The following is a 13465-nucleotide window of genomic DNA, read 5'->3' as shown; positions in this document are numbered from 1 at the left end:
TTCTAAAAACTCATGGAACGATAACTGGGACCTGAACAAAATCATCCGGTGTCATATCGTCAAGTGAACCGATGATCGACGGGTAATTCGAGAGCCACTCGCCCTGGGTAGGCGTGAAACCCTCAGGCAAAATCAAGTCGATTATGCGAGTGTGGTTGGAATCAGCCGCTCCGCCGCCAAAGAGATACTGTGCAGCATTGATCGAAACATCCCGAACACGCCACACACCTTCCGTGGGATAGCCTTCCTGGCCCAAAACAGCAGCCGCATAGCCCCAATCGGCAGGATCACCTTCGGGGAAGAAACTCAAAGGCACCCGTACCATAACCTGATTATTGGCCGAATCGACCACCACGGTCATACCGCCGGTAGCCTCGGTGTATTCCTTCGGCTCCAGTGTGTCAGGATCCACCATCACAACCTGAGGCGTCCAGCCCTCAGCCCAGACAGCGTACTCCCAACCATAACCTTCCTCGAGGGCAGCGTTGCGGCCAGGCATCAGCATCCTTGCGCCGGTTCCTGCACCGGGGTCTGTGTCGATATACACATCCAGCGTTTGAACCGACAAGCCGTTTTGTGAATTCCAGGAATTCTCAACCGGTCCTACAAAGTCAAAAGTGAAGACCAGATTGATTCCATCCGATCCAACCGAGAAGTGATCCACATCAAATACTGATTCGGGGAAGACGCCATCGGTGGGATATTCATACGTACCGGGGCCATTATCATCACCTACAGGATCCTGTACTTCCAAGATCATCGTGGTTTCGCCCAGGCTGGGGATCAACATCCTCGCCGGTCCATCAGTTGGGAAGATATCGCCATCAGGCCCAACGACCACGCCAAACTTTAAGTAGGTGCCGACATTCAGACCGCCCATGCTTTCCATTGGGATCTTGAATTCAGCCAGTCCATCACCGGTCACAACAGCCCCCACCCCAGCCTGACTGAGGCCCCACTCAGAGTCCGTCAGAGAGTAGAGATCCAATGAGTCGGCAGCACCGTCCCATTGCAGCAGGGTGTTGGCGAAGAACTGCAGGATCAGGTCTGATTGCAGAGCGAAAGCGGATTTTCCACCTTCGACGTTGGGAGCAGCGAAGTAGAAACCAATCTGTTGATCAGCAATGTCAAATTCGCTATCCACTCGCAAGTAGAGGTTATCTTCATCCATTGTGATATAGAAATCATTTACTGAAGAATTCCCGGCTACGGGATAGTAAGCAGCGGTTTCCCAGGCGGGGTCTTCGGCCACAGCGCCCATCTCAGGGGTGGATAGGCCGGTAAACGCAACAGCAGGTTGAACAACTGGCGCCTGGACAATTGGCACACTGACAAACGGTGGAACATCCACACCCAGTGAGTCATAAACCCCTGCCAATAAGGCCCGGTAGCCTTCATCGAAGTAGCTGTCCTGGCCGGAATCCTGGTCAGCACCGTACCACCAGAACCAGTCAGAACCTTCAGCCAGGTACATAAAGTCAAGGGCCTGAGCCAGGTTCTCTTCAGCGGTATATTCAGCGCCGCTCTCGAAAGCCGCCAGGTCTTCACGGGTCGTTGCGAGATAATCCCAGGCAATTGCTTCCTCTTCCTCGCCGATCCAGGTGTCATAGTTGGCACTGAACCAGGCACCGGGGAAGAGAGTGTCGAGGGTTTGCTGCTCGGGGAACATTTCCAGATATTCCGAAGGGGTCACGGTCTGCAGGACTTCGCTATCGGAAAGTTTCTGGTAAAGGGCATTGAAGAATTCATTGCCGTCGCCAGGATAATTCTCCCAAGCGTTTTCACCATCGAGGATGATGCTGACGATATGCGGGCCAGCTTCATCACTCTCCATGAAGTCGGTATGAATTTGTTCAAGACGGCCGACCAGATCCTGAGCAGCTGCCTCGCCACTCATCTGAGAATAGTCAAAGCCGATCTTATCTGAGAGCGTCCAATCCCGGAAGAACATCGCGACCTGATTGCCGTCATCATCAGTGACGAAATATGGGCGATAGAGCATGTCCGCTTCCTGTACGTAACCATTGGAATCACGGGTGAAGGAATCGATACCCAAGGACTTCGCCAGGACCGGTTCACCCGTCTGCATGAAGCTATAACCAGCTTCAGCCACAAGCGGAACAATTTCCTCAGCCACAGAGCCTTCACCCGGCCACAAGCCGCGCACACTGGTGCCGAAGTTTTCTTCGTACATCTGCACGCTCAGGTCTAGATGCGCCACGGCATCTTCGGGATAGACAAAGGTCTTCTCGGGCATGATCGCGTTGGGATTGCCGACCAAAGCCAGTTGGTTGTTATAAATCAGGGGCAAAATTGGGTGAGCATAAGGCGTGGTTGTCACCTCGATCTGACCCTCCCGCTGTAATTCAGCATGATAGGGCAGCACTTCCTGAACGATCTCCAGCGCCTTGTCAAACACGATCTGCTTATCAGCCTGATCGAAATTCTCCCCATTTTTCACAAGGCTCAATAATGGCTCCTCAGCCAGGAATGTTGGGTCGAACCAGGCAAGGTTGAACCAAACCTGCAGGTCGAGAAAATCTTGGTCGGTGAAATTTTCCAACGCAGCTTGGATTGCCTCTTCACTGGACCCACCCCGTTTATCCAGCAGTTCTTGATAGCGGGGATAGAGGGCAATGATATTGTTCCAGTTGGCATCAAAGAAACGTTCCAAAATGAATTGTTTCTCATCAGTCGTTAATTCACTCACTTCTTTCTCACCGAGGACCCAATAGATGTCCTTGGTGCCCGCGGCCAGCTCATTCAGCTGCCGGATGAGGGAGGGTGTGATATTGAAAGTGGCATGGATATCCGGATATTGCGCAACTTTTTGGGCCATATCCAGATAGTCCTTGGTGGCATGCACCCGGACCCAGGGGCGAGTGTAAATACCATCCGCGTCCTGATAATAGAGCGGTTGGTGTTGATGCCAGGTGATGTTGACATAAAGGATGTCAGGGTCAGCCGGTGTCTTTTGTTGGCAGGCCGATACTGCTGAAACCAGCAGTGTTAATAGAAGGGCAAGATGGAAAATTTTAAATTTTTTAAGCATGTTCTCTCCTTGGAATTGGTAAAAAGTCCACGCCTTCCCCTTGATTTTACACGAAATCAACCTCCGGGTCATCTACAAATAAACTATGAACAACAGGCTTCTAAATTTTGCGATCAATACCCACTCCATACTCAAAACTCAAAAGATCTATGATTCTGACGGAGCATAAAGCCGTATCAGCACCAGCCCGGCTTGACGTGTTCTTCATTACCGGATAAAATTCAAGGTCGCTGGTTATATCCGGCGAGTTAACCCAATACATTATAGAGCGAAGGTAACCCGCGCAAGAAGGGTGAGAGGCGCTCGAAGGATGGAAAAATGACAGACCAAATCGTAATTAAAGCAGATCCCCGCACCGTCAAAGGCAAGAAAGTCGGCGTTCTGCGCCGGGAAGGCATCCTCCCCGGAATTATTTATGGCAAGATCGGCAAAAAATTCATGGACCCCATCATGGTCCAAATGAACCTGCACGATTCTTCCCAGATCATTAAAACCCTGACACAGTCCAGCTTGGTGAAAATTGAAGTTGAAGGCAAGCAATACCCTGTGGTCCTCCGTGAGGTCCAGAAGGACGTCATCTACGGAACGCTCCGCCATGTCGATTTCATGGCGCTTGACCTGACCCAAAAGCTGCAAACTTCAGTTCCGATCGAGTTGGTCGGCGAAGCACCTGCTGCTTCCAACTTATCCTTTGTTGTAATGACCGGTATTTCCGAACTGGAAATCGAATGTCTCCCGCAGGATATGCCCGAGCGTATTGAAGTTGATGCCAGCGTATTGGTTGATACCGACAGCGTTATCCTGGTCAAGGACTTGAAGCTTTCCGATAATGTCGAGATCCTCACTCCTGAGGATGAAATGATCGCAGGCGTGACCTACGTGGCAATTGAAGAGGAACCGGAAGCGGAAGCTGAAGGCGAATTGGCCGACATCCTCGACGAAGGCAATGAACCCGAAGTTATTGAAAAGGGTAAACAAGAAGAAGGGGAAGAAGAGTAAAAATTCTTACTCCTCAATCTACTTAAGAAAGAAAAGTCTGGGAATATTCCCAGACTTTTTTATTTCCAGGCTAGCGATCGATTAAATAACTCCCAACGCTTCCATCAGATTGATCGTCATTTGCGCAGTTGCCCCCCAAAGTTGATAATTTTCAAACTGGTCAAAGTAGATGATCGGAAATTCCCGCCCGGCAAAACTCCGATACTTTATCGTACGATGGTCCGGGTCTGCCAGCCAGAGCAGCGGACATATAAATGCACTTTCGACCTCATCCGGGTTAGGTTTCAGCGGATAGGGCCAGGGAATCTGCCCAACTACCATGTTCACCAAATACCCCGTAACAATCGGCATGATGCCCAGATCGCCATAGACTGTCACGTCCTCTGGCGCAATCCCAATCTCTTCCTGGGTTTCACGTAAGGCCGTGAAAATCATACTCGGATCACCCTTTTCCTTGGCACCACCCGGAAAAGAGACCTGTCCTCGATGCTCCATTAACTTTTCGGACCGATGGGTAAACAGGAGATGCCAGCGCCCCTCATAAACCAATAAAGGCATCAGGATGGCAGCCGATTTATAATTCTGCACGCCACCGTCGGTAAAAATATGATAATTTCTTTCGCCCCGGGACTGCCTGAAATTCTGGATCCCCGTTTTGATTCTGTCTTCGGTCAAATCAAACATAAATCACATTATATCAACTCTCCGCCCTGACTGCACTCCCGCAATAAAGACATTCCACTGTGACGCCATCCAGCCATTCGACCATCTGCGGATCAATGCTGCCACCGCAGGAAGGACACTTGGTCGGCAGGATAGGGCGTTCAACCACCTTTCCCTCAACCGGCAGCTCAGTTTTCAAGCCTGCCAGCTTCTCATCCAGCCATTGCCGAATAGAATCACTTGCCTCAGTCAATCCTCGATCTTTGAGTTCAGCAGTCACCTGATTACCGACCCGGGTCAATACCAGCCACCGTTTGTGCATTGCCAGGTCTTTCAAACCTGCCTTGATCAGTACCACCCCATATTTATCGTTCCCGGCATAAATATAGGCTTTCCCTGCTTGAAGAAAAAGAAACGGCGCCCTAGGAAGCTGTCGCCTTAGCGCTCCCTGGGCCAACTCTTCAAACAGTTTCGCTGCTCGTTGATATTGGCCTTCATCATACAATCGGTGAGCTTGATTAAGCAAGACTTTCGCTCGATCTCCGGGTCGCCTGCCAGGTCGGATAGGTCTTCTACGAAACATCTTCGCCTTCTTCCTCTTCCTGTTCTTTTTTCTTAGGCCGGTCATCTTCTGGTCGCTCCATCACGGAACGGGCAAACACCAAATAGCCAGTATGAGCCACCATCCGGTCCGTTGGGCGAAGCCGCTCATAATCCGGTTTGTAAAAGCGGAGCAACACTTCACAAACCTCAATAAAGGCAAAATTATCCGCATAGAGCGCGGCCAGCATCCGGCTGACCTGATTTGTCGTGGGCAAGATCGTGCCAAAGAAACCGCCCAACTTTAGTGAGGCTGTCACCTGCGGGATGTAATCATAAGGGTTGGGCAGATCTAAAAAGATCGCGTCCATATCACGCTCTTCGAAGCCATCCAGAATGTCACCGGACTTAAGTTCAACCCTATCAAGCAGTTCCAGGTTATTCAGGTTCTTACGGGCCAGGTTCTGCATCTGCTCCCGGCGTTCATAGGAAATGACCTTGCCCTCATCCCCCACGAAAAAGGCAAAGGCCGTGGTCAGCGCACCAGAACCGGTCCCCGCTTCCAACACCCTGACGCCCGGACCAATACCCATCACCATCACTATATAGCCAATATCCTTCGGATACATAATTTGTGTGTTACGTTTGGTCTCTTTGATCAGGTCGGATAACCCCGGCCGCATTAAAAAGAACGGGCTGCCAGTGTGACTGGTCAAGCGCGTGCCCCAGGGCTTCCCAATAATTTCGTCATGCTGTAACTCACCGCGGTGGGTCTGAAATACCGCCCCAGCTTTCAGGCGGATGATATGGCTTTTATGCCGCTTTCCCAAAAGTTGAACCAAATCCCCGTCTCGGGCTATGGCTTCATATTGTGTCCAGGTCAATTTCTTTCTCCTTTTGTTCTCAATTCTAATAAATAAAGGGCAGTTTGTCACCACTGCCCTTTGGATTTATTGAATTCTTTACGGCAAATTTACATCAGGGTTTCAGGGTCTTCTTGAAGAAGTCCGTGATGCCGTTATAGCAGATCACCTTGTTCTCATATTTCTCGACACCGTGCCCCTCATTCTCAAAAAGGATCATCTCCACATCCTTGCCGATCTCCCGCAGATGTTCGACCAGGTCCTCCGATTCCTCGGCCACCACACGGGGGTCGTTACGCCCCTGGATGACCAGCATCGGGAAGCTGATGTTATCAATATACGTCTTGGGTGATCGCTCCTTCAGGAAGGCCAAATCCTCCGGCACATCCGGATTACCGAGAGCCACATCAAAATAAGGCTTCCAGGTTGGGGGAATCCGCTCACAGAAGGTAACCAGGTCATAAGGCCCGAACATATCCACCGCCGCGGACCAAAGCTCAGGATGTCGGCCGGCCAGCGTCAGGGTCATATACCCGCCATAGGACCGTCCCACCACACCTGCCCGATTGACGTCCAGGCGGTCATCCTTGGCCAGCACTTCCTTCATCGCATGGACATGATCCAGCCTATCCTGGCCGCCCCAATCCCGATCAACATGCTTGGTGTAGCTCAGGCCATAGCCTGTACTGCCGCGTACATTCGGGACAAAGACCGCAAATCCCTCCAATGTGAGGAACTCGATCAGCGGCATGGAAAACCAGGAGAAGTCCGGTCGTTCCTGCCCCTGTGGGCCGCCGTGCAGGTAATAGATCACCGGGCGTTTACCGGTGAAGCCCAACTCCGGTGAGGGCATGTATAAACGGGCCGAAACCCGTAAACCGTCAAATGTCGTGAACGAGAGGTCTTCCCCAGCGGAAAGAATTTCCTGCGGGATACCCAGGATCGATTCGTTGGTATGGCACACCAGGCGATCCCGGTCCTCACCATCAATTGTGTAGATCTGAATTGGCGAAGTGGCTGTGGAGAATGCAATCGCGAATGAATCCGTCTCATGGTCATAGGTCAGGGCTTCCAGAACGCCAGCAGCCAGAATGCCCCGGCCCACCAGCACATACAGCGCCTGCATGACTTTGGCTTCGGCATCATATTCCGCCTCATAAACCCAGCTGGCCCCATCGATATTGAAGAATAGCAAGAAGCGGCCATTCTTCAACGGTGCTAAGCCATCGAACTCACCGGCGCCACTGTGCACCAGACCAGCAAATGGCACTTCGACAGCCTTTTCGGGATGGTCAATATCCAGATATCCCAGGCCGTAGGTATCCTTGAAGAGTGCGTTATTGAAGACCAGTCCCTTGCCGCCATCGGTGAAGAACCCACCGCCGAATGCGGTCAGAGGAACTTCCTCACCAGGCTGCCGGTCAGTCAAAGGCTTGCCATAAAGCAGATGTGTACCTTTTCCCTGTTCCCAAAGATAGGCCACTCTGTCACCCACCATATACCCTTCAACTAACACGAGCCGGGAGAAATCTTCATTATGGGCTGCGGGATAACCACCATAGGGGCTGGCATAGATCTCCTCCACCTCATTCGTGTCCAGGTGGCAGATGTAGGTGCGGATCATGCCTTCTTCACGGGATTCAGCCGCAATGATGCAGATATTCAAATCTTCATCTGACATGCCTAAATGGCAGCGGGTGTTCTCAAAAAAATTATTGAACGCAGACTCCGGGAAACCACCCGACATCGGCACAACCATCGGTAGGTAGTTCTCATCGCCGTCCTGGTCGATCATCACCAGGACCTTGTCGAGGCCTTTGAATACCACGAAGGAGTCCCCACCGATCAAATGGGGGTTCTGCAGGACGATATTTGGCGGCAACAGGGGCTCCGGCACACTGCCGCCATAATCCATGGCGTAGAGGCTGTTGTGCCCGCTCATGTTGGATAAAAAGAAAATCCTGCCGCCTACTCTTTGAGGGCGCAGGAACTGTCTTGCTGATAATAAGGCTTCAATCCGATACATTCGAAAAGCTCCAATCTAAATCTGTTGTGGATCAACCAGGCTTAGCCAATAACCAAGGCCTAATAAGACCAAAGAGCCTAAGATACCCATCCCTAAATGGATCGTGCCCAAATTAAGGAAATTGATGGAAAAGACCTGAGCAATGATATGCCCAGCAAAAAAACCAATCCAACTCAACACTAGATACAACACCAGTCGGAACAACCCCCCATTGCGCCAGATATGCATCAGGCTGCCAAAAATACTGGCAAGGAAGAACGAAAACACAATGGCCGGAAATGTCATCTTAAAACTCCTCTAAACCGCGGTAACGCTGCTCTCATTCAGCGGATTGGATCACACCGCCGCCCAGGCATTCTTCACCCTTATAAAGAACTGCCACCTGGCCGGGGGAAACCCCGCGTATTTTACCCATAAATTCTAACTTAAATTTTCCATTTTCTGCAAAGAACATCCGGGCAGAAACGGGATTGGCACGATAACGGACCATCACATCATATGTATCATCCAGTTCAGGCGTTTGGCCCGAAACCCAATTTACCCGTTCAGCCGTGAGCTGGCCCACGCCGGTCTGGTCGGCAAAGCCAACCACCAGGTGGTTCTTTTCCGAATCCTTGCCGATCACGTAATATGGCTCTGGTGCAGCGATGCGGATACCTTTCCGCTGGCCAATCGTATAAAATGCCAGGCCTTCATGCTCACCCAGAATCTTCCCATCGGGATTAACAATCTCACCCGGATGCTTCGCCTCAGGGGCATAACGATCCAGAAAATCACGATAATGCACCGTCCCCAGGAAGCACAGGTCCTGGCTGTCCTGTTGATCTGCGACCTGCAAGCCCATCTGACTGGCCTTTTCGCGCACCTGGGCTTTGGTCATCCCGCCCAATGGCAGCAGGGTCTTTTGAAATTGTTCCTGGCTGAGCATCGCCAGAACATAAGATTGATCCTTGCCACTGTCCAGCCCCCGCAGGAGCCGCACGGTGCCATCCTCAGATCGTTCCAGACGGGCGTAATGGCCTGTGGCGAAATAATCGCCGCCATGTGTCAGCGCATAGGTCTGCAAGAGGCCCCATTTTACCTCAGGGTTACAGAACATGCAGGGGTTGGGTGTTTGCCCAGCCAGATATTGTTCAATGAAGGATTCGACAACCTTCAGATAGAAGGGATCACGCACATCCAGATTAATGAAAGGAATACCAAGGAAATCAGCAGTAGCCTGAGCCAAAGATACCGGAGAAGGCAGGGACTCAATTTCAGCTTCCCATTTGGGGTCTTTCCAGGTGGTCATATGGATCCCCGTCACCTGGTAGCCTGCTTCAATCAACTTTGCTGCGCTGACAGCGGAATCCACCCCGCCGCTCATCGCAACATAGACATGCTCACGAGACGTCATACCTTCCATTTTACCTTAACCGCCCTTGCCTGGACTGCTATAATTGATCCATTGAGAAGTTATTAACGAAAGAAATGACAATGATTCCCTATACCGATACTCACTGCCACCTCGACTTTGAACGGTTTGATGAGGACCGCGACCAGGTCCTCAAGCGCGCCTGTAAAGCCGGCCTGGTTAAGATCATCAACCCGGCGATTAGCCTCCCTACCGGGCAGGCTGCCATCGACCTGGCTAAACATTATCCCGGGATGTTCTATGCCGCAATTGGCATCCATCCCAATATCGGCGAACCCTGGACGGCTGACATCCTCCCCACTCTGCGGCTGCAAGCAGCCCAACCGGGCGTTGTAGCAATTGGAGAGATCGGGCTGGATTATTATCGCCAGCACACACCCTTTGACCAGCAGCGGATGATGTTCCGAGAACAGCTCAAGCTGGCGGAAGAACTCTGCCTGCCGGTCATCATCCATGACCGTGAGGCCAGCCATGACCTGATGGCGATGCTGTCCGAGTGGCACGCAGGATTAATCCGCGCCGGGCACCCTCTCAAGGACCGCCCCGGTGTCCTGCACAGCTTTAGTGCAGATCTAGAAACAGGTCTGGCTGCCATTGAGCTAAACTTCTGCCTGGGGATCACCGGACCAGTCACTTTCAGCAACGCTGTGGATCGTAAAGCCATCGTCCGTAATCTGCCGCTGGATCACCTCCTGTTGGAGACCGATTCCCCTTATCTCACGCCGCATCCCCACCGCGGCAAACGTAACGAGCCAGCTTATATCCCCCTGATAGCAGAAGAGATCGCCAAACTGCACAACACCAGCCCCAAGGAAGTCGCTGAGATAACCTATGCGAACGCGACCCGATTATTCCAATGGGAATAACCTAAAAACAACATAAAAACGGGCTGTGGTTTTCACAGCCCGTTTATTCTTTAACTAAATAGCGTTCCTAGCGGTCAATATACTCTTTCAGGTTATGTTCCACCGCATAGGCAGCAGCTTCCGCCCGGTTGCTCACGCCAAGTTTACTCAGGATACTACTGACATAGTTGCGAACGGTCCCCTCGCCAAGGTAAAGCGCTGCCGCAATCTCACGGTTAGTCTTGCCTTCAGACACCAATGCCAATACGTGCTTTTCCTGTTGGCTGAGGTTGGCAAATGCAGCCGCTTCCTCTTCTTTCACCGCCCGGCGTACTTCCTGGAACACCCGCTGGGTCACAGCTGGGTCCAGCAACGCTTCTCCGCGGCAGGCAGCTTCAATCGCGGTGATCAAGCCTTCCGCACCGATCTGCTTGAGGACGTACCCGCTCGCTCCCGCCCGAATGGCGGAAAAGAGCATCTCATCCTCGGCATAAGAGGTCAAAATCACCACGCGCACATCAGGCCAGCGTTTAGTGATCTCCTCGCAGGCTTCAATTCCGGAGGCGCCCGGCATCCGGATATCCATCAGGACAACATCCGGATGATATTTCTCTACCTGGGCGACGGCTTCCTTGGCTGTTCCAGCTTCAGCAACCACCTCGAATTGATCGTTGTGTTCCAACAGGGATTTCAATCCCAGCCGGACAACCTCATGATCATCAACCAGCAAAATGTCTTTCTTTTCCATAGTTATCCTTCGCTCAGGCTTTATCATCCCGCTTATAATCCACAAAACGGTAGCCCACACCTCTTTCCGTCAGGATATATTTCGGGTTGGATGGATCTTCTTCAATCTTCTTCCGCAGATAATTGATATATAAACGCACATAGTGCGGTTCGTCGCGATATTCATAACCCCAGACTTTCGTGAGGATCTGGTCATGGGTCAGCACCCAGCCGGCATTGCGCACCAGGTGATAAAGCAGGCGGTATTCCGTTGGGCGCAGCTTGACCAATTTGCCATCCACCCAGACTTCCCGCCGCCCAAAATCGATCTTCAGGCGGTCATCCACATCAATCACGCCCTGATCGTCCTCTTCTGAAGGGGCACCCCGCCGTAGCACAGCTTTCACCCGGCTGACAAGTTCCCTTGGGCTGAAGGGTTTGGTGATATAGTCATCTGCGCCAAGTTCCAGCCCCTTGACCTTATCATCCTCTTCGCCCTTAGCGGTCAACATGATCACCGGTACCTGGCTGATCTCACGGATCGTCCGTAAAACCTCAAAGCCATCAATATCCGGCATCATCACATCCAACAAAATCAGGTCGGGCAGCGAATCCCGCAGACGGTCCAATGCCTCAGTACCATTAAAGGCCTCAATCACCTCAAAGCCATCTTGTTCCAGGTTCAAACGGATGAATCCCACCATCCGGCGTTCATCATCAACGACCAGGATCCGATATTTCCTTGAAAGTGCTTCCTGCATGCTTCCTCCTGTAAAGAATTACACAATCCTCTTGACCAGCACCACCGAAATATTATCCGGTCCGCCGGCCTGATTGGCGGCATCAACTAACGCATTTGCTTTTTGGTCCAGGCTGAGTCCATCATCTTTCAGGATCGCCTTTAGTTCACTTTTATCCATTGTGCCCCATAGGCCATCCGAGCAGATCAGGATCAGGTCACCCGCTGCCAGCGTCAATTGTCCCAGGTCCGGTTCCAGGGCATCGGTTTGCCCTAAGGCCCGATAGAGGACATTCCGCTGGGGGTGTGTGGCGGCATCCGCCTCCGTGATCTCACCCAGATCAACCAGCCGCTTGACCAGCGAATGGTCTTTGGTAGAGATGGTCAGTTTGCCATTCTCCGAAAGCACATACAGCCGGCTGTCGCCAACATGAGCGGTGAAGACTCGGTCACCCAGGATCAACGCCAGAGTGAGGGTCGTCCCGCCGCCGGGCACCCGCTGACCGATCATTTTTTGGGCCTGGGCAACGGCCTCTCGCAAGAGGTCCATGACCTCCTGCTCCGTGAAGCCCTTGCGTTCAAAGATCTGGGTTTTAAGCAGCTGGTCCAGAAGATAAAAACCAGCACCCTGCACGGCCAGATGACTGGCAATCTCACCACTTTGGTGCCCGCCCATCCCATCCGCCACGATATAAACGCCCAAAGCCAAACCGGGGTCAATCCCATCCAGATAGGTGTTGACCACGAAGAGGGTATCTTCATTGTGGGTCCGCTCCTTGCCAACGGATTGGCAGGTCGCGACCTGATAGGGTAAGCCGGATTTTTCCGGGTTAATGGTCAGGAGATCACCATGGTTCACCTGTGTTGTAGGCGAATCAGAAAGCCAGCCCCCCTCAGATTTCTCTTGAAAAATCTTCTTGAAAAAATCAAACATTACGATCTCCAAAGGCAACCTTTGCCTTTACCATCATAATTTTACTGGATAAGTACACCTCATAACAAAGGAACCCAACAGATTATTGATCTTCCTCCTCAAGCGGGGCCAGGAAATCCCCGGCGGACCAACCGCTTCGGGTTTGGTCATAGGGCGCTTCAAGATACCACCAGGTATATCCATCCGCCTCCACCGGCCCATCCACCACCAGGAATACTTCTGCGTCCAGGGCGGTGAAATTGACCGTCCCATTCAGCCCAGGCTCAGCCCGCATCCGCAGGCCTGCCCCGTTTGTGCCAGTGACCTTGACATAAGCCCCCACGCCCATCACGCCGTCCGGCAGGAAAAATATGCTGGTAGGAGTCGGTGAGGCGACAACGGCGGTCGGCTGGGGTTGGGGCGTCTGGGTCGCAGCAGCAATCTTCGTCACCTGAGGAGTGACCAGTCCACCAGCATTCTCGCTCCGTCCAAGGGTCAGGATTGCAATCGCAGCCAGGACCAGCCCGGCCAGAAGGATTAATGTGGTCAACAATGTGATTGGGTTTAGAAAGGATTTTAGGTCAATCTTTTTTGATTTCATTGAATAAGTGCTTTTTTGTTGTTTTTGGTTTGATATCAGTTTAATTATAGCCTAAAACAGTCCGAATTGGGCTTGCGGTGTTTT

13 protein-coding genes are annotated in these 13465 nt (G+C 51.9%); 2 read left to right on the top strand and 11 right to left on the bottom strand.

Translation table 11 applies throughout. From position 1 onward, the window contains the following. Positions 1–10: 10 nt before the first annotated feature. Complete coding sequence (locus JR338_01875; protein ID QRN83526.1) at positions 11–3052, bottom strand: glycoside hydrolase; 3042 nt, start codon at positions 3050–3052, stop codon at positions 11–13. 318 nt (positions 3053–3370) lie between these two features. On the opposite strand from JR338_01875, the gene JR338_01870 reads away from it, so the two are divergent. After that, positions 3371–4051: a 50S ribosomal protein L25 gene (locus JR338_01870; GenBank protein ID QRN83525.1), complete on the top strand. Its 681-nt coding sequence runs from the start codon at positions 3371–3373 to the stop codon at positions 4049–4051. An 81-nt stretch (positions 4052–4132) separates the two neighbouring features. On the opposite strand, the gene JR338_01865 is transcribed toward JR338_01870, so the two are convergent. The 6 genes from JR338_01865 to mnmA all read right to left on the bottom strand — a co-directional run bounded on the left by JR338_01865 (position 4133) and on the right by mnmA (position 9539). After that, a complete protein-coding gene (locus JR338_01865; protein QRN83524.1) occupies positions 4133–4735 on the bottom strand; it encodes a CoA pyrophosphatase in 603 nt (200 codons plus the stop codon). Positions 4736–4748: 13 nt separating this feature from the next. Continuing rightward, the gene (locus JR338_01860; protein ID QRN83523.1) at positions 4749–5297 is read right to left on the bottom strand and encodes a hypothetical protein; all 549 of its coding nucleotides are present in this window, start codon (positions 5295–5297) and stop codon (positions 4749–4751) included. Then, positions 5287–6138 (bottom strand): tRNA (adenine-N1)-methyltransferase, encoded by an 852-nt coding sequence (locus JR338_01855; protein ID QRN83522.1) that lies wholly within the window; start codon positions 6136–6138, stop codon positions 5287–5289. The genes JR338_01860 and JR338_01855 overlap by 11 nt, the downstream gene beginning before the upstream one ends. Positions 6139–6232: 94 nt before the next feature. After that, on the bottom strand, positions 6233–8143 hold the full coding sequence (locus JR338_01850) for a S9 family peptidase (GenBank protein QRN83521.1): 1911 nt from the start codon (positions 8141–8143) through the stop codon (positions 6233–6235). Between the two features lie 15 nt (positions 8144–8158). After that, positions 8159–8428: a hypothetical protein gene (locus tag JR338_01845; GenBank protein ID QRN83520.1), complete on the bottom strand. Its 270-nt coding sequence runs from the start codon at positions 8426–8428 to the stop codon at positions 8159–8161. A gap of 34 nt (positions 8429–8462) precedes the next feature. Next, a complete protein-coding gene (gene mnmA, locus JR338_01840; GenBank protein ID QRN83519.1) occupies positions 8463–9539 on the bottom strand; it encodes a tRNA 2-thiouridine(34) synthase MnmA in 1077 nt (358 codons plus the stop codon). A gap of 74 nt (positions 9540–9613) precedes the next feature. On the opposite strand from mnmA, the gene JR338_01835 reads away from it, so the two are divergent. After that, positions 9614–10423: a TatD family hydrolase gene (locus tag JR338_01835; GenBank protein ID QRN83518.1), complete on the top strand. Its 810-nt coding sequence runs from the start codon at positions 9614–9616 to the stop codon at positions 10421–10423. Between the two features lie 67 nt (positions 10424–10490). On the opposite strand, the gene JR338_01830 is transcribed toward JR338_01835, so the two are convergent. From JR338_01830 to JR338_01815, 4 genes are all read right to left on the bottom strand, one after another. Further along, positions 10491–11150, bottom strand: a complete 660-nt coding sequence (locus JR338_01830) for a response regulator transcription factor (GenBank protein QRN83517.1) — start codon at positions 11148–11150, stop codon at positions 10491–10493. Between the two features lie 13 nt (positions 11151–11163). Next, the gene (locus tag JR338_01825) at positions 11164–11889 is read right to left on the bottom strand and encodes a response regulator transcription factor (protein ID QRN83516.1); all 726 of its coding nucleotides are present in this window, start codon (positions 11887–11889) and stop codon (positions 11164–11166) included. 18 nt (positions 11890–11907) lie between these two features. After that, positions 11908–12801, bottom strand: coding sequence for a serine/threonine-protein phosphatase (locus JR338_01820; GenBank protein ID QRN83515.1), 894 nt, complete (start codon positions 12799–12801; stop codon positions 11908–11910). An 82-nt stretch (positions 12802–12883) separates the two neighbouring features. Then, positions 12884–13381, bottom strand: coding sequence for a hypothetical protein (locus JR338_01815; protein ID QRN83514.1), 498 nt, complete (start codon positions 13379–13381; stop codon positions 12884–12886). Positions 13382–13465 lie beyond the last annotated feature (84 nt).

It is taken from the genome of Chloroflexota bacterium, assembly GCA_016887485.1.
In the GTDB taxonomy this organism is placed as follows: Bacteria; Chloroflexota; Anaerolineae; order Anaerolineales; family Anaerolineaceae; genus Brevifilum.
The sequence above is the reverse complement of the archived record's forward strand: the minus strand, read 5'-3'. Positions and strand labels throughout refer to the sequence as shown.